21 protein-coding genes are annotated in these 19,664 nt (G+C 65.5%); 2 read left to right on the top strand and 19 right to left on the bottom strand.

Features of this window, described 5'->3' with window-relative positions; all coding sequences use genetic code 11:
- Positions 1–27: 27 nt before the first annotated feature.
- The 19 genes from ACZ2HM_RS17655 to ACZ2HM_RS17565 form a co-directional block, all read right to left on the bottom strand.
- A complete protein-coding gene (locus ACZ2HM_RS17655; protein ID WP_037476222.1) occupies positions 28–423 on the bottom strand; it encodes a flagellar export chaperone FliS in 396 nt (131 codons plus the stop codon).
- A gap of 17 nt (positions 424–440) precedes the next feature.
- Entirely contained in the window at positions 441–1,844 is a 1,404-nt protein-coding gene (fliD, locus tag ACZ2HM_RS17650; RefSeq protein ID WP_470425835.1) for a flagellar filament capping protein FliD, read from the bottom strand.
- A 71-nt stretch (positions 1,845–1,915) separates the two neighbouring features.
- Positions 1,916–2,368 (bottom strand): hypothetical protein, encoded by a 453-nt coding sequence (locus ACZ2HM_RS17645; protein WP_470425834.1) that lies wholly within the window; start codon positions 2,366–2,368, stop codon positions 1,916–1,918.
- A gap of 77 nt (positions 2,369–2,445) precedes the next feature.
- Positions 2,446–3,582: a flagellar type III secretion system protein FlhB gene (gene flhB / locus ACZ2HM_RS17640; protein ID WP_470425833.1), complete on the bottom strand. Its 1,137-nt coding sequence runs from the start codon at positions 3,580–3,582 to the stop codon at positions 2,446–2,448.
- 2 nt (positions 3,583–3,584) lie between these two features.
- Positions 3,585–4,367, bottom strand: a complete 783-nt coding sequence (gene fliR, locus ACZ2HM_RS17635; protein WP_037476218.1) for a flagellar biosynthetic protein FliR — start codon at positions 4,365–4,367, stop codon at positions 3,585–3,587.
- Entirely contained in the window at positions 4,364–4,636 is a 273-nt protein-coding gene (fliQ, locus tag ACZ2HM_RS17630) for a flagellar biosynthesis protein FliQ (RefSeq protein ID WP_037476216.1), read from the bottom strand. Before fliQ ends, fliR begins: the two co-directional genes overlap by 4 nt.
- 106 nt (positions 4,637–4,742) lie before the next feature.
- On the bottom strand, positions 4,743–5,504 hold the full coding sequence (gene fliP / locus ACZ2HM_RS17625; protein ID WP_470425832.1) for a flagellar type III secretion system pore protein FliP: 762 nt from the start codon (positions 5,502–5,504) through the stop codon (positions 4,743–4,745).
- A 94-nt stretch (positions 5,505–5,598) separates the two neighbouring features.
- A complete protein-coding gene (locus ACZ2HM_RS17620) occupies positions 5,599–5,862 on the bottom strand; it encodes a FliO/MopB family protein (protein ID WP_069065221.1) in 264 nt (87 codons plus the stop codon).
- A gap of 88 nt (positions 5,863–5,950) precedes the next feature.
- Positions 5,951–6,286: a flagellar motor switch protein FliN gene (fliN, locus tag ACZ2HM_RS17615; RefSeq protein WP_037476210.1), complete on the bottom strand. Its 336-nt coding sequence runs from the start codon at positions 6,284–6,286 to the stop codon at positions 5,951–5,953.
- Positions 6,283–7,167: a flagellar motor switch protein FliM gene (locus ACZ2HM_RS17610; RefSeq protein ID WP_470425831.1), complete on the bottom strand. Its 885-nt coding sequence runs from the start codon at positions 7,165–7,167 to the stop codon at positions 6,283–6,285. The genes fliN and ACZ2HM_RS17610 overlap by 4 nt, the downstream gene beginning before the upstream one ends.
- A gap of 51 nt (positions 7,168–7,218) precedes the next feature.
- Positions 7,219–7,839: a flagellar basal body-associated FliL family protein gene (locus ACZ2HM_RS17605; protein WP_470425830.1), complete on the bottom strand. Its 621-nt coding sequence runs from the start codon at positions 7,837–7,839 to the stop codon at positions 7,219–7,221.
- Positions 7,840–7,867: 28 nt separating this feature from the next.
- On the bottom strand, positions 7,868–10,060 hold the full coding sequence (locus tag ACZ2HM_RS17600) for a hypothetical protein (protein WP_470425829.1): 2,193 nt from the start codon (positions 10,058–10,060) through the stop codon (positions 7,868–7,870).
- Position 10,061: 1 nt separating this feature from the next.
- Entirely contained in the window at positions 10,062–10,487 is a 426-nt protein-coding gene (locus tag ACZ2HM_RS17595) for a hypothetical protein (RefSeq protein ID WP_037474048.1), read from the bottom strand.
- Positions 10,484–11,812 (bottom strand): FliI/YscN family ATPase, encoded by a 1,329-nt coding sequence (locus ACZ2HM_RS17590; protein WP_037474050.1) that lies wholly within the window; start codon positions 11,810–11,812, stop codon positions 10,484–10,486. The genes ACZ2HM_RS17595 and ACZ2HM_RS17590 overlap by 4 nt, the downstream gene beginning before the upstream one ends.
- On the bottom strand, positions 11,809–12,456 hold the full coding sequence (locus ACZ2HM_RS17585; protein ID WP_470425828.1) for a FliH/SctL family protein: 648 nt from the start codon (positions 12,454–12,456) through the stop codon (positions 11,809–11,811). The genes ACZ2HM_RS17590 and ACZ2HM_RS17585 overlap by 4 nt, the downstream gene beginning before the upstream one ends.
- Positions 12,443–13,459 carry a flagellar motor switch protein FliG gene (fliG, locus tag ACZ2HM_RS17580; RefSeq protein ID WP_037474054.1) on the bottom strand — a complete coding sequence of 339 codons (1,017 nt, stop codon included), beginning with the start codon at positions 13,457–13,459 and terminating at the stop codon, positions 12,443–12,445. The genes ACZ2HM_RS17585 and fliG overlap by 14 nt, the downstream gene beginning before the upstream one ends.
- A complete protein-coding gene (gene fliF, locus ACZ2HM_RS17575) occupies positions 13,452–15,191 on the bottom strand; it encodes a flagellar basal-body MS-ring/collar protein FliF (RefSeq protein WP_470425827.1) in 1,740 nt (579 codons plus the stop codon). The genes fliG and fliF overlap by 8 nt, the downstream gene beginning before the upstream one ends.
- A 3-nt stretch (positions 15,192–15,194) precedes the next feature.
- Entirely contained in the window at positions 15,195–15,545 is a 351-nt protein-coding gene (fliE, locus tag ACZ2HM_RS17570; RefSeq protein ID WP_037477059.1) for a flagellar hook-basal body complex protein FliE, read from the bottom strand.
- Between the two features lie 15 nt (positions 15,546–15,560).
- A complete protein-coding gene (locus tag ACZ2HM_RS17565) occupies positions 15,561–16,829 on the bottom strand; it encodes a sigma-54 interaction domain-containing protein (protein WP_470425826.1) in 1,269 nt (422 codons plus the stop codon).
- A gap of 314 nt (positions 16,830–17,143) precedes the next feature.
- Between ACZ2HM_RS17565 and ACZ2HM_RS17560 the strand changes: the two genes are divergently transcribed.
- Both ACZ2HM_RS17560 and ACZ2HM_RS17555 read left to right on the top strand, forming a co-directional pair.
- Complete coding sequence (locus ACZ2HM_RS17560) at positions 17,144–17,944, top strand: flagellin N-terminal helical domain-containing protein (RefSeq protein ID WP_037477057.1); 801 nt, start codon at positions 17,144–17,146, stop codon at positions 17,942–17,944.
- A 205-nt stretch (positions 17,945–18,149) separates the two neighbouring features.
- Positions 18,150–19,637, top strand: a complete 1,488-nt coding sequence (locus ACZ2HM_RS17555) for an OpgD/OpgG family glucan biosynthesis protein (RefSeq protein ID WP_470425825.1) — start codon at positions 18,150–18,152, stop codon at positions 19,635–19,637.
- Positions 19,638–19,664 lie beyond the last annotated feature (27 nt).

The following is a 19,664-nucleotide window of genomic DNA, read 5'->3' as shown; positions in this document are numbered from 1 at the left end:
AACCGGGCCACTCCGATCGCGCTGGCCTTAGCCGATCTGGTTCCAGGCGTCGGCAATCTCGGCGATCATGGCGCGGGCCTGATCGACCGGTTCTGCCGTCCGTTCCTTGGCCCCCACCAGCAACAGGCGGCGCGCCTCGCGATAAATTTGCGCGAGGCCCAGCGCGACGTCGCCGCCCTTGTCATGGTCCAGGCTCGATTCGAGCGCGAAGAGGATCGACATGGCACGCGCCTGCTTGTCCGACACCTGCATCCGGTCGGCCTGCCGTTCGGCGAGCGCAGCAGCATCCAGCGCCAACAGCAGTTCGTCGAACAATATCCTGACCAACGCATGCGGCGTTGCCCCTTCGGTCCGGCTGCCCGAATGCACCGCTGCATAGCGGCGCGCGGCGCTGGCCCCTGCATAACCCTGATTGTAGAACATGGTCCCGTTCGTCCCCGTTAACTGTCGCTGTTGTTCCACATCTCGATCTGCTGTTCGAGATAGCTTTGCGTAGCTTTGAGCGCCGTCAGGCGCGTTTCCATCTTGGAATAGACGGTCGTGAGCTGCGCTTCGTAACTGGTCATCTGCGTGTCGAGCTTTTCGAGCTGTTCACTCAAGGATTTGGCCAGCGCCTCATATTTGACCTGCGCCTGCGCCAGCGCACCGTCCTTGACCTGCACCCGGTCGCGCACCGCATCCATCATCCCGGCGAGGCCTGGATTGGTCGCGGTCGCGACCGCCGGATTGAGCATCTGGGTGATCGCTGACGGATCGGCGGCAATCGCCTTGTCGAGGACGTCGGTGTCGAGCTTGAGCGTGCCATCGCGATTGGTGGCGACGCCGATGTCCGACAAGGTGCGATAGGTGCCGCTGCTGGTCAGCGCGGTGGAGGTCATCTGTGACAATTGCCGCTTCATGTCCCGGATCGACGCTTCGCCGTTCAGGACACCGGACGAGGCGGAATCCGCGCCCGTGCTGGTCGATGTGTTGAGCGCCTTCATCAGCGTATTATAGGCATCGACGAATTCGACCATCAGGTCGCGCATGGTGGTCGTCGGCTCGGTCGAGGCGAGCGTGACCAGCGTGCCCGGCGCAGCCTTGTTCAGGTCGATGCGCAGATGGGCGATCGCCGTGTCGATCGTGTTGCTGGCATAGCGCTGCTCCACGCCATCGAGGCTGATGATCGCATCCTTGGGCGTCGCCATGGACGCCATGGTCGCGCTGTCCGTGCCTTCCCAAGCGAATTGCGCAAGCTCCGCGCCGCTAACCGAAGCCAGTGAGAAATCATTGGCCGCGCCAGTCGCACCCTTCATGACAAGCCGCGTGCCCTGCGTATCGGTGACGACCGAGGCGGTAACGCCCAGGCCCGATGCGTTGATCGCGGCGGCAAGGCCGGAATAGCTATTATTATCGGCGGTGATGCTGATCGTGGCGGTCTGGCCACCCACGGTCAGCGTCATTTCGCCCTCACCCACCGCCGTCGCCGCGGTTGCGCCCACGACCGGGGTCGATGCCAATGTGCGGGCCGATGCGAGTTGCTTGACCTCTAGCTGCGCAGGCAGCCCCTTGGGTACGCCGCCCGGAAGCAGCGCGACCGTCGCGACGCTGGGGTCATTGGACGTAGGCGTACCGGCATAGCCGGTGCCGGCCAGCAAGCTGTTGAGCGCATCGGCGAAGGTGTCGATCGAACTGGAGGCCGAGGCGAGCGCGGAGATGCGCGCGCTGTTCAGGCTCTGACGGTTGGTGATGACCTCCTGCTTGGGATCACGCGTCGCAGCGACCAGGCTGGTGACCAGCGCCTTGGTGTCGATACCCGATCCGACGCCGAGCGCCGTGGTAATGCTGCTGCTGACCGATGCCATTGCGTCGTCCTTTCAGAGGAGAGAACGGCGCTAGCGCGAAGACCTTTAGGAATGATTTGCGAGGAAGCCGATCAGTTGGCGGAAGCGACGATCTGATCGACGACACCACGCGAAACATGAGCCTGCGCGGCATGGCTGTAGGCGGCACGATCGACCATGCGACGGGCGATCACGGCGGCATGTTCGATCGCTTCCTTGCTGGCAGGGGGCAGCGGCACCAGGATGATGGGCCGGGCCAGCATCGCGTCGATGGATTGCGCCGCGCCATCGACCGACGTGCCGCTGTCGAGGTCCGCCAATATATCGGCGATGCGGGCATGGATTTCGACATATTCGGCAGCGCTGGCGACATCCTCGTCCACGCCGGCCACATCGACCTGTGGCATGGACGCACGGGTGTCGCGATCGGGTGATGGGGCGGATCGCCCTGCTGCAATCGGCTGAACGGCCTGCACTGACGAGATGACGCGTGGCGCGGTCCGATCGACCGGCGGCAACTCGATACGGGTAAAATAGTCGCTCATGACGCATATCCTAATGCGTCCCCATGAAGAGAATACGGACGAGCGCGGCTAAACTTTAATTCACCATTACGCTTTCGTCACGGCTTGCGACCATCGGCATCGAAGCGCAGATCGTCGGGTACGGTGATGAAGGGGCGATCCATTTCACTCGCCATGCGATTTTCGACACGGAAGACGAAAGCGAGGACGGTGGCGACGGCCATGTAGAGGCCTTCATTGACGACCTGCCCGGCGCGTGAGGTGAAATAGATGGCGCGGGCGAGGTCCGGATATTGCAGGATGGTGACGCCATTCTGCTCCGCCAGTTCGCGGATGGCGGCCGCAATCGCATCATTGCCGCGCGCGACCACGACCGGCGCGGCATCGACGCCCGGCTTGTAGCGCAGCGCGACCGCGAAATGGGTCGGGTTGGTGATGATGACGCTGGCTTCGGCCACCGCCTGGCGTGTCGATCCGTTCAGCACCTCGAACTGGCGGCGGCGGATTTGCCCTTTGAGTTCGGGCGAGCCTTCGCTTTCCTTATGCTCGTCCTTCACATCCTGTTTCGACATGCCCAGGCGCTTGGCGCGCTGCATGATCTGCGCCGGGACATCGATCCCCGCGATCAGGAACAGGCCGCCCGCCATGACCAGGCAGGTGAGGATGAACATATTGCCAAGGTCGGCGATGGCAGGACCGATGCCCATCTTGCCCAGCCCCGTAATTTCGGTCAGCCGGTCCCAGACCATCCAGATGCCGATCGCGCCGAGCAGGCCGATCTTGGCGATGGACTTCACCAATTCGATCAATCCCTGCGCGCCGAACATGCGCTTGAGGCCCGATGCCGGGTTCATCTTCGACGCCTTGGGCGCGAAGGCGCCGGGGCGGAAGCCGAGCGACCCCAGCAAGGCCGGGGCGGCGATCGCGGCCAGGAAGGTCGCCAGCATCACGCCCGCCACCGGCAGCGCGATGCCGGTCAGCAGGTCCAGCCCGCGTTGTGCCGGGGAGAAATCGGTAATGTCCTCGCGCCGGAAGCGCAGCGCTTCGACCAGCATGTCGGACAGGGAGTCGATCAGCGATGGACCGGTGACCGCCAGCCAGCCGATGCCCGCCATGACCACCATTGCGGTGCCCAGTTCGCGCGACTGGAGAATGTCGCCCTTCTTGGCGGCATCATCCAGCTTCTTCTGGGTCGGTTTCTCGGTCTTTTCACCGCCCTCATTGCCGCCCGCCATGGCTATTGCCCCTCCGCGATCATGCGGGCCTGTTCAAGTCCCGCCTTGATCGAGGCGGTCATGCCTTCGGCCATGATGGGCACGGCCATGGCGAGGAGGATGAGGCCCGCCATCATCGCGACCGGCATGCCGACGGCGAACAGGTTGAGCGAGGGGGCAGCGCGCGCCAACATGCCCATGACAATCTGCACCAGCACCAGCGCAAAGGCGACTGGCAGGGCGACGGTGACGCCCGCGCCCAGTAATGCTCCGCCAAATTCGATCATCCGCCAGATCGTATCGTTGGACAGCATCGCCGCGCCCGGCGGGATGGCCTGATAGCTTTGCACCACGAAGCTGGCGAGCAGCAGATGCCCGTCCATGCCGAGCAGCAGGAAGGTGGCGAGGATGGAGAGGAAGGTGCCCAGCACCTGGGTCGACTGGCCCGACGAAGGATCGACCATCGCCGCGAAGTTGAGGCCCATCGCATTGCCGATCGTCTCCCCCGCGACGAAGGCGGCGGCATAGCCGATCTGGACCGCAAAGCCGAGCGCAAGACCCGCCATCACTTCGCCCGCGACCATCATCACGCCTTCGAAACTGGCGACGCCATCCTGCGGCAGGGTGATGGTGACGCTGTTGAGCGCTGCGAGGCCGAGCGCGAGCGCGAGGATCAGGCGAAGCTGGAGCGGCACGGCGGGCGCGCCGAAGACGGGCGCGGCGATGAAGGCCGCGCCGGGGCGGATCATCGCGATCAGCCAAACCCACAGCTGCGCCTCCACCCCCGCAAAGCCGGGGGCTATCATTGCAACAGGTCCGGGATGCGATCGAATATCTCGCGGGTGAAATCGGCGATCAGCACCATGATCGAACCGCCGAACAAGGCGAGCATGGCCCCGACCACCAGAATCTTGGGGATGAAGCTCAATGTCTGTTCGTTGATCGAGGTCGCGGCCTGCACCATGCCGATGATCAGACCCGCGATCAGTGCGGGCAGCAGGATGGGTGCCGCGGCGAGTGCGGTGATCCACAGCGCCTGTTGGGCGAGGCCCATGAAAAAATCGGCGTTGTCCATCGGGACTAGAACCCCCGCCCCGTTCGCTTCGAGCGTGTCGAGAAGCGATTGCGCGAACGGTTCTCGACTTCGCTCGAACCGAACGGAAACAGGTGACGACCCACGGTCATGTCGCGAACGAGCCTGCCAGGCTGCCCATCGTCAGCGCCCAGCCATCGACCAGCACGAACAGCAAGAGTTTGAACGGCATGGAGATGATGGTCGGGGACAACATCATCATGCCAAGCGCCATCAGCGTGGAGGCCACGACCAGATCGATGATGAGGAAGGGCAGGAAGATCATGAAGCCGATCTGGAAGGCGGTCTTGAGTTCGCTGGTGACGAAGGCGGGCAGCAGGATGGTGAAAGGAATGTCGGCGGGCGTGCGGAAGGCGGGGGCTTCGGCGAGGTTGGCGAACAGTTTGAGGTCGCTCTCGCGGGTCTGCTTGGTCATGAAACCGTGCAGCACCTTGCCCGACCGGCCGACCGCTTCCTCGATCGTGATCTGGCCCTTGCCATAGGGATCGAAGGCGAGGCCGTTAATCTGGTCGATCGCCGGACGCATCACGAACAGCGACAGGAAGAGGGCAAGGCCGACCAGCACCTGGTTGGGCGGCGTCTGTTGCAGGCCCAGCGCCTGGCGCAGCAGCGACAGGACGATGATGATACGGGTGAAGCTGGTCATCATCAGCACGAGCGACGGCAACACCGTCAGCAGGCTCATGAGGATCAGAATTTGCAGGGAGAGCGAGAGCGAGCGGCCGTCGCCCGAAATCTGGCCCATGGCCCGGCCCAGCGCGCCGCCATTGTCGGCGGGGACGGCAGGCGCCGCCTGGGCGAAGGCGGGGTTGCTGACAAAGAGCAACGCCAGCACAACCAACAACGTCATTCCCGCGAAGGCGGGAATCCATCTCCCAACCTTGCATCTGGTGGCAAACGTCGGGAGATGGATCCCCGCCTGCGCGGGGATGACGGATAAAGGGTTAGCGAACACGAACAGCGTCGCCTTCCGCGATCTTTTCAATGCGGCCGCGGGTGACCGACAGCAATATCTTCTTGCCCTCGAATTCGACCACCGCGAGCTTGCCGAAGGCACCCATCGGCAGGGCTTCGAGCAGCTTGAGCGAACGGTCGCCCTGCTGGCCCATCATGCCCGGCTGATATTTGCGCCACAGCCACAGCGCACCAAAGGCCATGCCACCGACCAGCGGCAGGAGGATCAGCAGTTTAACGAAATACCAGAACATGATGGAGCCGCCCGCGCTTCATGGTTAATTGGCCCAAGCGATCCGCAGTTTCGATCCGCAAGGCAAGCGCAAAATCGATGCGGTGCGATCAGCCGCGCCGTTCGATGCCCGCAAGCCGGGTTTCGGTCGCCGCGATATCGACGATGCGGATGCCATAGCGGCCATTGACCGTCACCACCTCGCCCTTGGCGATCAGCGCGCCATTGACCATGATGTCGAGCAGGTCGTCGGCCTGGCGATCCAGTTCCACGATGCTGCCTTCGGCAAGGTCCATGACTTCGGCGAGGCGCAGCGAAGTCGATCCGACCTCGACCGACATGCGGACCGGAATGTCGGCCAGCAGCTTGAAATGACGATTATTCGTCATGCGGCTGACGGGATCTTCGGCGCGCTCCATCCGGGGGGCTTCGCTCATGTCGCTCATTGGTCGGATCCTTGTACGAGTTTTTCAATCTGGAAGGCGGCGCGGCCATCCTGTTCGCCGATGCTGCCATGGGCGACAATGCGGTTGCCCACGATCAGCGGCAGCGAGCGGCCGATCGTGACGGGAATGACATCGCCGACCTTCAATTCCATGAGGTCGGAGACGGAAAGATGGGGCCGGGCCAGCACGGTGCGCGCGGGCAGGCGAATGTCGCGCATCCGCCGGGCGATGCGCCCTTGCCAAACGGGATCGCATTGTTCGGCATCGGTAGGAAGCTTCGACCCCATCAGCGCTTCGACCGCGCGCAGGGCGGACAGCGGAAAGACGAGGTCGATCGGCCATTCCTGCTCACGGGTCAGGCTGACGGTGAAACGCTGAACGACCATCTGGTCACCGGGCTGGGCGCTGGCGGTGAAGCCGACGCCGGTTTCGCGCATGACGAGGCTGGCATCGAGCGGCAGCACATCGTTCCAGGTCTCGACGACGCGCGCGATGATGGCGTCGGCCAGGCGGACGATCAGCCGGTCTTCGGTGGGTGTGAACTCGCCGCGCGAGGGCAAGGGCCGGTTGCCAAGACCACCATAGAAGCAATCGACCAGCGTCGAGATCATAGCGGCGTGCATATGCAGCAACACCTGCCCCTTGAGCGGGAGCAGGCGATAGACGGACAGGCTGGCAAAGGCGGGCATGGCAGCCGACCAGGCGCCCATGTCCATCAGCTGCGTCTCATGCGCGGCGACGTGGGGGCGCGTGCCCGATATCGGTTCGATGAGCGTGCGCATGCGCCGGGCGAGCTTGTCGCCCAGCCGGTCCAGCCCCGACAGCATCACCGGTGCCTGTGAATCCCCCCGCCCGAAGGCGTAGGTTTGAACGTCGTCCATCTTTGTCCCCTGCCCTGCGGGCCGGGGGACTTCCCGGCCGTTTGGACAGTGCTATTGAATAACGAAATTGGTAAAATAAACGTTATCGACGCCGCCATAACCGGTTTTTTGCTTCAAAATATCGTTAATTATCACCTTGATCTTCGCCTGGAGGGCTTGCTTGCCCTTGGGCGTCGCCAGCATCTCTTCGGGTTGCTGGGCGAGCATCATCAGCACCTGGCTGCGGATCGCCATCTCGTGCGTCTTGATCGCGTCGATCACCCGCAGGTCATAATAGGTCGATACCGCCAGCGAAATCTGGGCAAAAGCGTCGGTGTCCGTCATGTTGGACGTGAAGGGCGTCTGCAACTGGAAATAGGTCGCCTGATAGGCGGTGGGGTTGGCTGGCGGGGGCAGATCAATGCCCTTGCCATGCGCGCCGCCATGGGCCGATGCCGCATCGCCATGGGGCACGGCATGCGCCTTGGCGATCTCTTCGGCGCTTTCGCCGGCCAGCACCAGAACGGGCTTGCTGGGATCTTCCTTTGGCCCTTCATCCTTGGGGCTGAAGAAACCGGCGGCATAGAGACCGCCTGCCGCGCCCGCGCCGCCGATCAGCATGGCGATGACGACCAGCAGGATCATCTTCATGCCCCCGCCCTTTTTCTTCTTCGCCTTTGGTTCGTCGCTCATTCTTCCTGTCCCCCAGGCTCAAGGCCGATCATGCGTAGCGCGCGCGAACGGCATCGCGGGTGTTGTCGCCCGCCTCCGCATGGTTAAGAACGGCCGCGTCGTCGGCTGCTTTATGCGATTGCGCGATATTTTCGCGCGCCTGCCAGCGGCCCTGGCCCTGGCCCTGAAAGGCGGGCTGGCCTGCCTGCTGCTGGCTCGGCGCATTCTGTCCCGACGGATCGGGTCGGGCAGCGTCCGTGGCGGCGGGCGCACGTTCGATCTTCACTTCGCTGATCTTCACGGCGGCAAGCCCTGCATCGAGGCGCAGGCGGTCGCCATCCTGGCGCAGCGCCTGTTCGGCAAGGTCGGAGGCGACGGTCAGGGCGACGATTGCGCCCTTGTCGCCCTGCTGGATGTCGACCTGGATCGGGCCGAGCGTGTCGGCGTTGATCTGAAACCGGCCCTGCGCGCCATTGGCCGACAGGCCCGCAATGTCGCGGGCCAGACTGTCGATCCACTGGCCCGACACCCCCATGTCCACCATTTGCGCGCCAAGGCTGGCGGACAGGTCGGCGACGGGTGCCGTGGGCAGGACCGGGGCGAGTGCGACGGGTTGGAGCGTGATCGGCGTCGGCACGGCTGCAGTGTCGGCGCGCGGCATGCTCGACAGCAGAGCCATGGTATCCCGATCGGTGTCCGGGCGCTGCACGGCTTCCGTCGGTTGCGGAGACGCGGCCCGGCCAGTCATATGATCGCGCACCAGTTGCAGCAGCGATACTGCCTCGGCTTTGACGGGGGCTTGCACCGGTGGCTGGGCAGCGGGGGTCAGTGTCGGTAGCGGAGCGGCGGCAACGTCAGTGGTCGCGATGCTCTGCGGTGCGGTGGACGCGACGGGGCTGGCGACCGGAGCCGGGCCTGGATCGCTGACCGTCATCGTTGAAGCGGGTGTAGCGGGAGGCACGGGTACGGACTGCACCGCCTCTGGTGCGGCGGGTGCCATCGCCGGTGCCGGTGCCGGTGCGGCACCAGCTTCCATTGGAGTGGTCGGTTGCGCGGGCGTAGCGGTCGTGATGCGCGCTGCGAGGGGTGCCGAAGCCTTGGCGTCCGCAGGCAAGGCGTCTGCAACGATAGTCGGCGGTGTAGCCATGCCGGTCGGGGCGGCCATCGGGTCCGGCAGCGGCAGAGGATCAGCGGGCTGTTCGGCCACGACGTCCTTAGGCAACGGGCGATCCGCGCTGGCATCGGCCAGCGGCGCAGCGCCGTCCGGTTGCGCGGGCGGGACGGGACTGGTTTGCCGGACCGGTTCGGTCGATCGGATCGGGGCTTGAGGGGATGGCCGGACCGGCGTCGTGAAAGGGATTGCCGCGTTCTGCAACGGTTCTGCCGCGTCGGAAACGGACAGCGAAGCGGACAAAGGTTCGGCCTTTTCAGGCCCGGCGGCCGCGTCCGACTCTTTGTCCGTTTCGCTATCCGTTATCGGTGTGCGGACTGGCGCCGCGCCCGCCCTTACGGGCGAAGCGGGCGCGGCGGCATTGGGTGCGGTGGCCGACTGGATCGCAGGCGACGCGGGCGTTGTGACCATCGAAGGGCTGTCCGCCGTCGCCTCGATCGGCGTTCGATCGACCGGCGATGGACGTGCGGGCGCGGCGTCAGGTCGTGCCGCGACGGGCGCGGCCTCAGGCTGCGGCGCGACGGACGCGCCTTGCGTTTCCTGGGGCCGTGTGTCCGTCGCTGCCGGTGCCGGTGTGATACGCGAATCTTTGGCGGGGACGCCGGGCAAGGCTGGCGCCATAGGGCTGGAATGCGCCATGGTCGGCTTAGCCGATTGCGGCTGTTCAGGCTGGACAGGTGCGGATGGAGACTGTCCGCTCTGCTGAGGCCGGGGCGGTTGAACGGGCGTCGCCGCAAACGCAGCGGCAGGCGCAGGGGTCGTAGCGTCTGGAACCGAAGGCGCGGCGCGGGGCGGGGCAGGCACGGCTTCTGCCACCAAGACCGGTGTGCCTGGCACCGAGATGACGGCACTGGGCGTCGCAGACGCTGCTCCCGACGCTAGGCTCTGTCCGCTGGGCGCTGCAATTACGGCGCTTGGCGTCGAAGATGACGCCCCCGGCGCTGCGGTCGCTGCGTCGAGCATCTGCGCGAAGTCGGGGGTGCCGGGCATCGGCGCGACGCCTGTGCCCTTCCCTGCCACTCCGGCGGGTGTCGGGAAGAGCAAGGCCTTGATAGAGGCGAGCATCGTCATGTCAGGCATCCCCCGTCCGCTGCATGCGGCGATAGCGCGGCAAGGCCGCCAGCTTGTTTTCGCGCCATTCTTCCAGGTTCGCGCGGGCGCGGTCCTTGAGGCGGGTGGCGATTTCCTTTTCGCGGTTGGCGGCGAGCGTCACGCCTTCCTTGCTCTCCACCTTGCGCCGCGCGTCGTAGAGCGCGCCGTCGAGCTGGCGGCCCGCCTGTTCCAGCCGGGTGGCGAGTTCCTGCATCGCGGCGAAAGACGCGCCGGTGGCGGCCCCTTGCGTTTCGAACAGTTCGTAGCGGACCTTGTTGAGCCGCTCGATATTGCGCGCCAGGCCATCGGCCTCGTCGCGCGCGCGCGCCGTCTCCGCGACGGCCATGGCATGTTGGACATGGCGCACGCGCAGGACGCGATGGCGGCGGGACACCAGCCCCTTCATGCGCCGAACCCGGCGATCAGCGCGGCGGCGCTGGTGTCGAGGTCGATGCGGCTTTTCTGGTCCTGCCGGATAAAGTCGAGAATTTCCTGCCGGCGCTGCACCGCTTCGTCGATCACCGGATCATTGCCGGGGCGATAGGCACCCATCAGGATGAGATCGCGATTTTCTTCATAAGCGGCCCAGAGGCGGCGATAATTGGCGGCGGCCATGCGATGATCGTCCGGCACCACGTCAGCCATGACGCGCGACAGGGATTTGCCCACGTCGATGGCCGGGAAGATGGATTGTTCGGACAGGTGCCGCGACAGGACGAAATGGCCGTCCACGATGGCGCGGGCGGCGTCCACGATCGGATCATCCGTATCGTCGCCATCGGCCAGCACGGTATAGAGCGCGGTGATCGAGCCGCCGGTACGAGCGTCCACGCCAGCGCGTTCGACCAGGCGCGGGATGAGCGCGAGGGCAGAGGGCGGATAGCCCTTCATCGCGGGGGGTTCGCCAAGGGCCAGGCCGATTTCGCGCTGGGCATGGGCGCAGCGGGTGAGGCTATCGATCAGCAGCAGCACCTTCTTGCCACGGGCGCGGAAATATTCGGCGATGGCGGTGGCGCGCGCGGCAGCGCGCAGGCGCAGCACCGGGGGATGATCGGCGGGCACCGCGACGACGATGCTCTTGTGCATCGTGTGTTTGAGCTTGGTTTCGAGGAAGTCGCTGACTTCGCGGCCGCGCTCGCCGATCAGACCGACGACGACGATGTCGGCTTCGGCCCCGGCGATCATCTGGCCCATCAGCACCGACTTGCCGACGCCCGAACCGGCAATGATGGCGATACGCTGGCCGCGCCCGGCGGTGAGCAGCGCGTTGACGGCGCGGACGCCCAGATCGAACGGTTCGGTGACGCGGCCACGATCAAGGACATTGCCCTTGACGCCGTTCAGGGGCCAGACGCCGCCTGCGATGATCGGGCCTTTCCGGTCGAGCGGCTGCCCCATGGCATCGACGACGCGGCCGATCAGCCCCTCGCCCACCTGCACCATATTGGCCTGGCTATCGGGTTCGACCCGCGCGCCATTTTCGAGCGGCGCGTCGCTGTCGAGCGGCACCAGCAGGGTGCGACCGCCGCGAAAGCCCGCGACTTCGGCGCGCGCGATCGTGCCGTCGCTGGCGATCACCCGCGCGCCCGCGCCGATCGGGCGGCGAAAGCCGGTGACTTCGAGCATGCCCGCATCATGGCTGACCAGACGACCGACATGGCGCGGCGCGCGGTTCTGGACCTGCAGATGGTCGAACAGCGTTTCGGCCTGGGCCAGCGCGGCGCGGATCAAGGCCTGCCCTCCATATCGTCGAGCAGTGCGCGCAGGCGCGACAGGCGCACGTCGGGGCCATCCTCGACCCAGCCTTCGGCGGTTTCCAAGCGGACGCAGCCGCGCTGCATCGCCTTGTCGGGCACCAGCTTCACGCCGATCTGTTCGCCTTCCAGCATGATAATGTCGTCGGGGTGGAGGTGGAGCGCGCCCTTTTCGTCATTATCCTCGATGAAGGCGGCGACCGTGTCGCAGCGCTGCACGAGGCGTTCGATGTCGATCTCGACCTCGCCCACAATCTGTTCGACCAGACGGACGACCGTAGCGGAGAGCATGGTGGAGAGCATGCCGCTGGGCGCAGGGGCCAGCGACGCCAGCGATTCCGCCAGTCGTTCGCGGATGTCCGCGTCTGCGCCATGGGCTTCCGCCGTGATGCGGCAGCCTTCGTCGAAGCCAAGCGTGAAGGCTTCCATCCGCGCTTCTTCGACCAGGTCGACCACGGGTTCGGCGTCCGCCATGGCGGCGCGGATCGTCGCGGTCTGCGCGCCGGGATGGGCGGTGTAGAGGCTGCGGAAACCGCTGCTCTTGCTTTGTACGAAACCGGCGACCGCGACTGGCGCGAAATCGCGCGCTGCTTCAGCGCCCCAAATCCTAGACAAAGTCATTCCCCTTGCCACCGAGCATGATGGTGCCTGCATCCGCCATGCGGCGGGCGGTGGCGATGATCAGTTTCTGTGCTTCCAGCACTTCGGCGAGGCGGATGGGGCCGCGCTCCTCGATCTCGTCGGCGATCGCCTGTGCCGCGCGAGCGGACATGCTGCCGAAAATCTTGCCCTTGAGCATGTCGTTCACGCCCTTGAGCGCGACGACCAGGACGGTGTTGTCGATGGTCCGCATCAGCGCGCCCAGATTCTTGTCGTCCATGTCCACCAGATTATCGAAGACGAACATCTCCTCCTCGATGGTCTGGGCGATCATCTTGTCGCGCTTGGCGACGGCCTTCATGATCCGCTGCTCATTATCCTTGCGGACATTGTTCATGATCGCGGCCGCTTCGACCGTGCCGCCGCGCTGCGAGGCGGCACCCTGCTTGCCGACCGGACCGCGCATCAGCAATTGCTCCAGATCTTCGAGCGCCTCGTTCGAGACCGGCCCCAGGGTGGCGATGCGATAGACGATCTCCTCCTGATATTCGGACGGCAGCAATTGCAGCACGTCGGCGGCGACGGGTGCCTCCAGATGGGCCAGCACGATCGCCATGATCTGCGGATGCTCCGCCTCGATCAACACGGCGATTTCCTTGGCATCCATCCATTTGAGCATTTCAAGCTGGGTGGAGCGGGTCGGCGGCGTAATGCGCGCCAGGATGGTTTCAGCCCGTTCCTCGCCCAGCGCCTTGGTCATCGCGCCGCGAATATGGCGGGTCGCGCCATAGCCGATGGTGGTGCGCTTCTTGGCCTTGGCGACGAAATGGTCGAGCGCTTCGTTGACCTCTTCGGGATCGACATCGGCGACGTCATACATGGCGTAGCCGAGCTGGCGCACTTCCTCCGGCTCCAGCCGGGAAAGGATTTGCGCGGCTTCATCCTCATTGAACAGCATAAGCAGGACGGCAGCGGCGGCGCTGCCCTTGAGCGCTTCGGGACGACCGGGAACGATCTCAGGCATTTTCCTTCTTCCCCTCCTTCAGGAGGTCGCGGACAACCAGGGCGGCGCGGTCGGGATCCTGCTTCACGAAGTTGCGAATGAGGTCGGCGCGCTGGGCATAGTCATAGGTGGAGGAGATCATGTCGAGCGTGACCGGCCGTTCGGGGTCGGGCGCTTCGACCACCTGCTTGGTGAGTTCGGACGAGATTTCCCGGCCGATGCGCTGGCCTTCCTGCGTGGTCTGCTCTGCGGCGGCAGCCTGGGCGGCAGCCCGGCGCTTGAGCAGCGGGCGACCGATGCCGAAGACGAGCAGCAGCGCGACCAGCAGGGCGGTGCCGTTGCGCACCAGCGGGTTCATCCAGTCGGATTCATACCAGGGGATGACGGTTTCGGGCGTCTTGAGGAAGCTGCGCGAGGAAAGCGCCACCACGTCGCCGCGTGTCTGGTCGAAGCCGACCGCGCCCTTCACCAATGCTTCGAGCGCAGCAATTTCCTGTGCGGTGCGCGGCTTGCCGTCCGCGCCGGTGTCGAGCGCCACGGCGACCGACAGGCGCTTGACGGTGCCGATCGCATCCTTGGTCACGGACACTTCACGGCCCAGTTCAAAGCTGCGGTTGAAGGTTTCCTCGGTCTTCATCAGCGGATTGGGCGGGGTGCCGGGGGTTTGCGCGGCGGTTTCGCCCTGCTGCACGGCCTGGCCATTGGGGTTGGTCTGGGTCACGGTCGGGTTGACCGGTGCCTGGTTGCTGAGCGCACCGGGGATGCCCGACGCCTCGCCGCCAGCGCCCTGGCCACGCGGGTCGGATGCCCAAGTGCCCTGTTCGACGCGCAGGCGCGCTTCGTCCTGCGGGAAGGTTTCGCGGGTCGCCTGGCGCTCGGCGAAATTAAGTTCGGCATGGACTTCGGCGGAGAAATTGCCCTGGCCAAGGATCGGCGTGAGCAGCGCGATCACCGACTGGCGATAGCGATCCTCGATCCGGCCCTGGATCGAGAGCTGGCGATCGTCGGCGGCGTCGCCGTCATTATTGCTGAGCAGGCGGCCATTCTGATCGACCAGCGAAATCTGGTCGGGCGAGAGGTCGGGAATGGAGGACGCGACCAGATGCACGATCGCGCTGACCTGTGCGTCGGTGAGCGTGCGGCCCTGCGCCAACCGCAGCATGACGGAGGCGGACGGTTTGGCCCGGTCGCGCAGGAAGACGCTGGGCGGTTCGACGGCGAGGTGGACCTTGGCGCTTTCGACGCTGTCGATCGCCTCGATCGTGCGGGCGAGGTCCATTTCGCGGGCGGAGCGCAGCTTTTCGCCTTCGACCGCGCGGCTGGCGCCCATGGGCAGGCTGTCGATCATGCTGTTGCCGTCGGGCGCGCTCTTGGGCAGGCCTTGCGCGGCGAGCATCATCTTCGCCTTGAAATAATCATCCTCGCCCACGGTCATGCTGCCCGACTTGTCGAAGTCGAAGGGGATGCCGGCCTGCTCCAGCACTTGCGCGACGGCCGATTTGTCGGCGTCGGGCAAGGCCCGGAACAGGTCGCGCTGGGGCGGTTCGCGCAGCGCCAGCCAAGCAAGGCCCGCCAGCGCGACGACGCCGAGCATGCCAAGCAGCGGCAGGCTCTTGGCCACCGCCGGTTGCTGGATGAGGCCGGTGAAGCGCGCCTTGAGCGCCGCCATGCCGGTGAGGCCGTTGCGGGCCGCCGAAGCGGGGGCCGGGAGGGCGGGCTTGCCGCCGTCGATGGTGAGTGCGTTCTCGCTCATGATTTAGACCGGCATGCTCATAATGTCCTTGTAGGCGGACAGGAGTTTGTTGCGGACCTGAAGGGTCGCTTCGAAGCTGACCGACGCCTGCTGCTTGGCCAGCATGACGGCGGCGATGTCGGTGGTTTCGCCGCGTTCGAAGGCGGCGGCGGCTTCACCGGCCTTGCCCTGGAGGCCGTTGACCTGCTGCAGCGCGTTGTTGAGCGCGTCGGTAAAGCCACCGGGCGCGGTGCCCTGGGCCGCGCCTGCACCGCCGACCGGATTGGTCGAGCCGATGTCGCGCAGCGCGGCGTTCTTTTGCAGGATGGCGTTGCGGATCGCCATCACGCTGTCGGTCGGGGAAATGCCGTTCATATCCTATCCTCCCCCTTATGCCGCAGCCAGCTCGCGCATTTCGGCGAGCCGATAGCGCAGCGTGCGTTCCGAGATACCGAGCTTGCGCGCGGCGGCGGCGCGGTGGCCGTCCGTTTCGCGCAGCGCCGAGCGGATGGCTTCGAGCTTGGAATGGCGCGCGACGTCGCGCAGCCGGATGGGTTCGGCGGGCAGTTGGATCGGTGCGGCTGCGCGGAAGGGCGTCACCATCTGCGCTGCGCCTGCCAGATGCAGGTCGTCGGCTTCGATCCGGTCGCCATCGCGCAGGACAAGGGCGCGCTGGAGGATATTGCCGAGTTCGCGGGCATTGCCGGGCCAGCCATGGGCGGCGAGCTTGTCGAGCGCGGCGGCGGTCGGCCAGACGAACCCGGCCTTACCCCCATCCTGGTGGCGCAGCAGCATCGCGGCGGTGATCGCGCTGATGTCGCCGCGACGCTCGGCGAGCGGGCGCAGTTCGAGCGGCATGACGTTGAGACGCCAGTAGAGATCTTCGCGGAAGCGGCCTGCGGCACATTCCTGTGCCAGGTTGCGGTTGCAGGCGGCGATAATGCGGACGTTGACCGGCACTGCATGGGTCGCGCCGACGGGCAGCACTTCACCTTCCTGCAGCGCGCGCAGCAGCTTGGCCTGCAGCGCGAGCGGCAGTTCGGCGATTTCGTCGAGGAAGAGCGTGCCGCCATCGGCGGCGAGGAACAGGCCTTCGGACGCATTGGCGGCGCCGGTGAAGCTGCCCTTGCGATGGCCGAACAGCATCGCTTCCATCATGGTTTCGGGCAGCGCGGCGCAATTGACGGCGATGAAGTCGTGGCCCGACCGGCCCGACTGGGCGTGCAGGAAGCGCGCCATGCCTTCCTTGCCGGTGCCGGTGTCGCCCTGAATGAGGACGGTGGCGTCGCTGCGGGCGACCCGCCCGGCGAGCGTCATCAGCCGGACGCTGCCGCTGTCGCCCACCGCCGGGACGGCAGCCGGCCGTGCCAGTTCGGCGATGAGCGCAAAGGCGAAACCCATGTCGGCAAGGCCGAAGGCGACGCGGGCGGGCAGGCCGTTGGCCGCCGCGACCAGCGAAGGTGCGCCGTCGATCAGGTTGATGAGAATGTCGCGATGGGTCGCATGGCCGATTTCGGTGGCCAGCAGCACGCGGCGGCTGTCCTTTTCACGCGGGCTGGCCGCGTCGACGATGCGCACGGTAAAGAGAGCGTTTTCGAGCCAGTGCTGCAGACCCGGAACGAGCGCGCAGACTCCACGGCTCACGTCGAGCGATGACATGAACAAAACCCCAATAACTGGTCGGCTTGTGCCCCCGCACGCCCCAGACCCCTTCGATGGTTCAAGCTCTATATTTATGTGGTTATCAGATGGTTAACTTTGCCATCCAGTTGCCGCCGACCGGCAATTTAATTCCGGCAAGGCGGCAAAGACGCCGTCCTTTGTCCTACGCGCGCGCGTGGTAGCCAGGGAAATTGCCCTTTTTCAGAAAAATCGACAGCGGCGCTAAAGGCCGGTCGCTGCCCGCCGTTATCCCCTTTCGAGGCCGCAGACGCTCCATGGCAGCGACCTGATTGACACTGAAAGGGAACACCATGACTGTTATCGGAACCAACACCGCCGCTCTCCGCTCCGCCAATGCCTCGTCGATGGCCAGCAAAGGCCTGACCAACGCAATGGAGCGCCTGTCGACCGGCAAGCGCATCAACAGCGCCAAGGATGACGCCGCCGGCCTCGCAATCGCTTCGACCATGACGTCGCAGATCAAGGGCATGACCCAGGGCATCCGCAACGCCAATGACGGCATCAGCCTGGCGCAGACCGCGGAAGGCGCGCTGAACGAAGTCAGCAACATGCTGCAGCGTATGCGTGAACTGACCGTGCAGCGGAACAACGACACCAACAGCACCGAAGCCGTTGCGAACATCGACGCGGAAAAGGATCAGCTGGCCGTTCAGATCAACGACATCCTGACCAAGACCGAATTCAACGGCAAGGCGCTGTTCCCGACGACTGCCGACGCCGTGACGATCCAGGCCGGTGCCAACGACACCGACACCGTGACCATCACGCTGGAAGCCATCGACGTGACCGACGTGGCCAGCGCGACGGAAGCGGAAGATGCCGCCACTCTGGCAGACTTCGACACCGCGCTGCAGACGGTTGCGACCGCCCGCGCTACGCTCGGTGCCGTGCAGAACCGCCTGGAATCGTCGGTCAACAACCTGACCAATAACATCACCAACCTGACCGACGCGCGCAGCCGTATCGAAGACGCCGACTTTTCGGCCGAAACGACCGCGCTCGCCAAGCAGCAGATCCTGAGCCAAGCGTCGACCGCGATGCTGGCACAGGCCAACCAGAGCCAGCAGGGCGTTCTGAAGCTGATCGGCTAAACCCCTACCCCATTGGTCGGCTGAGGTCTGGTCACCTGACAGCCGCCCATAGGCGCCCGGCACATCACAGTCCCCACCGTGCCGGGAGCCACAACTTCGATCGAACGACCAGCATCAGAAGCCTCCGTCCCCCCGGGCGGGGGCTTCATCGCATATGCAGCATGGGGGGCTTGGTTTTGCGTGACAGGCTCGCCATGGTGAAACCATGACCCAGATTGACCGGCGCGCGATGATCGCTGCCACGGGCGCTGCCCTCCTCCTCCCCCGCGCTCTGCACGCGCAAACGCAGCCCCCCCCCTTTTCCTGGGAGCGGCTGATCGGCCAGGCGCAGCGGCTGGCGCGCGCGCCCTTTGCCGAGACGCCGGCTCATCCGGGTGCCGCCAAGATCGATTATACCGCGCTGCACGAGGCGCGCTTTCGCGAGGAACGGACTTTGTGGGGCGACCTGCCGGGCGATACCGGCATCCGCTTTTTCCCGCTGTCCGCCACCGCGCCGCAACCGGTCGAGATCGCGATCATCGAGCAAGGCCGCGCGACGCCGCTGCGCTATGATCCGGCCATGTTCGATGCGCCGGCGGGCAATCCCGTGACGGCCCTGCCGCCCGGCGCTGGCTTTGCGGGGTTCCGCATCATGAATGCCGCGCGTGACGGCGACTGGTTGTCGTACCTTGGGGCCAGCTATTTTCGTGCGCCAAGCCCGCAAAAGCAATTCGGCCTGTCGGCGCGGGCCGTTACGATCAATACCGGCATCCAGGGGCGCGAGGAATTTCCGTGCTTCACCCATTTCTGGCTGGAGCGGACGGGGCCAAGTAGCGTCACCATCTTCGCCCTGCTCGACGGGGCATCGATTACCGGCGCGTTCCGCTTCGTTAGTCGGCTGGACAAGGACGGCGTGCGGCAGGACGTGACCGCCGCCCTGTTCCCTCGCCGTGCCATCCCCGAACTGGGGCTGATGCCGATGACCAGCATGTTCTGGTATGATCAGGCGAACCGGACGATCGGCACAGACTGGCGGCCGGAAATCCATGATTCCGACCTATTGTCGATCGCCAGCGCCGATGGCACCGCCCATGCCCGCCCGATCGTCAATCCCACAGCGCCGATGGTCAGCGCCTTTGCCGAGCGCGATCCCAAGGGGTTCGGGCTGCTGCAACGCGACCGGGATTTCGACCATTATCAGGACGATGGCGTTTTTTATGATCGCCGCCCGACTTTATGGGCCACGCCCGCCCGGCCGCTGGGCGCGGGCGAGGTGCGGCTCTACGCCTTTCCGACCGACAGCGAATATACCGACAATCTGGCGGCCTATTGGACGCCCGCCGCTGCGCCTGTGCCGGGCAAGCGGATCGACCTTTCCTACAAGCTTGACTGGACAGCCGACCGTTCGCCCGCCGCGACCAGCATGGCAATCGTCGAGAATGTCTGGCGCGGACGCGGCGATCAGCCCGACGTCGCGCGGCTGGTAGTCGATTTCGCCGGTGTGGCGGAGGGTAGCAAGCCCGACCTGTGGGTGGACATCGCCAACGGCACGCTGGTCAAACAGGCGGGCTATCCGGTTCTGGGGCGCAAAGGCCTGTATCGCACGGTGCTGGACCTGCGGCGCAGCGGCGGCGGCGCGGCGGATGTGCGGTTGCAATTGCAGGCCAGCGGCCGCGCGGTGAGCGAATATGTGCATTACCCCATTGGCGGATGAACGGAACCGTTGGCGTAACGAACGGTT

The organism is Sphingobium sp. KKT206 (assembly GCF_055640555.1).
The sequence above is the reverse complement of the archived record's forward strand: the minus strand, read 5'-3'. Positions and strand labels throughout refer to the sequence as shown.

What these genes read in the sequence shown, in the direction of transcription:
- ACZ2HM_RS17655 (WP_037476222.1), bottom strand. Translation starts at nt 423, where the DNA reads ATGTTCTACAATCAGGGTTATGCAGGGGCCAGCGCCGCGCGCCGCTAT.
- fliD (WP_470425835.1), bottom strand. Translation starts at nt 1,844, where the DNA reads ATGGCATCGGTCAGCAGCAGCATTACCACGGCGCTCGGCGTCGGATCG.
- ACZ2HM_RS17645 (WP_470425834.1), bottom strand. Translation starts at nt 2,368, where the DNA reads ATGAGCGACTATTTTACCCGTATCGAGTTGCCGCCGGTCGATCGGACC.
- flhB (WP_470425833.1), bottom strand. Translation starts at nt 3,582, where the DNA reads ATGGCGGGCGGCAATGAGGGCGGTGAAAAGACCGAGAAACCGACCCAG.
- fliR (WP_037476218.1), bottom strand. Translation starts at nt 4,367, where the DNA reads ATGATAGCCCCCGGCTTTGCGGGGGTGGAGGCGCAGCTGTGGGTTTGG.
- fliQ (WP_037476216.1), bottom strand. Translation starts at nt 4,636, where the DNA reads ATGGACAACGCCGATTTTTTCATGGGCCTCGCCCAACAGGCGCTGTGG.
- fliP (WP_470425832.1), bottom strand. Translation starts at nt 5,504, where the DNA reads ATGACGTTGTTGGTTGTGCTGGCGTTGCTCTTTGTCAGCAACCCCGCC.
- ACZ2HM_RS17620 (WP_069065221.1), bottom strand. Translation starts at nt 5,862, where the DNA reads ATGTTCTGGTATTTCGTTAAACTGCTGATCCTCCTGCCGCTGGTCGGT.
- fliN (WP_037476210.1), bottom strand. Translation starts at nt 6,286, where the DNA reads ATGAGCGACATGAGCGAAGCCCCCCGGATGGAGCGCGCCGAAGATCCC.
- ACZ2HM_RS17610 (WP_470425831.1), bottom strand. Translation starts at nt 7,167, where the DNA reads ATGGACGACGTTCAAACCTACGCCTTCGGGCGGGGGGATTCACAGGCA.
- ACZ2HM_RS17605 (WP_470425830.1), bottom strand. Translation starts at nt 7,839, where the DNA reads ATGAGCGACGAACCAAAGGCGAAGAAGAAAAAGGGCGGGGGCATGAAG.
- ACZ2HM_RS17600 (WP_470425829.1), bottom strand. Translation starts at nt 10,060, where the DNA reads ATGACGATGCTCGCCTCTATCAAGGCCTTGCTCTTCCCGACACCCGCC.
- ACZ2HM_RS17595 (WP_037474048.1), bottom strand. Translation starts at nt 10,487, where the DNA reads ATGAAGGGGCTGGTGTCCCGCCGCCATCGCGTCCTGCGCGTGCGCCAT.
- ACZ2HM_RS17585 (WP_470425828.1), bottom strand. Translation starts at nt 12,456, where the DNA reads ATGACTTTGTCTAGGATTTGGGGCGCTGAAGCAGCGCGCGATTTCGCG.
- fliG (WP_037474054.1), bottom strand. Translation starts at nt 13,459, where the DNA reads ATGCCTGAGATCGTTCCCGGTCGTCCCGAAGCGCTCAAGGGCAGCGCC.
- fliF (WP_470425827.1), bottom strand. Translation starts at nt 15,191, where the DNA reads ATGAGCGAGAACGCACTCACCATCGACGGCGGCAAGCCCGCCCTCCCG.
- fliE (WP_037477059.1), bottom strand. Translation starts at nt 15,545, where the DNA reads ATGAACGGCATTTCCCCGACCGACAGCGTGATGGCGATCCGCAACGCC.
- ACZ2HM_RS17565 (WP_470425826.1), bottom strand. Translation starts at nt 16,829, where the DNA reads ATGTCATCGCTCGACGTGAGCCGTGGAGTCTGCGCGCTCGTTCCGGGT.
- ACZ2HM_RS17560 (WP_037477057.1), top strand. Translation starts at nt 17,144, where the DNA reads ATGACTGTTATCGGAACCAACACCGCCGCTCTCCGCTCCGCCAATGCC.
- ACZ2HM_RS17555 (WP_470425825.1), top strand. Translation starts at nt 18,150, where the DNA reads ATGACCCAGATTGACCGGCGCGCGATGATCGCTGCCACGGGCGCTGCC.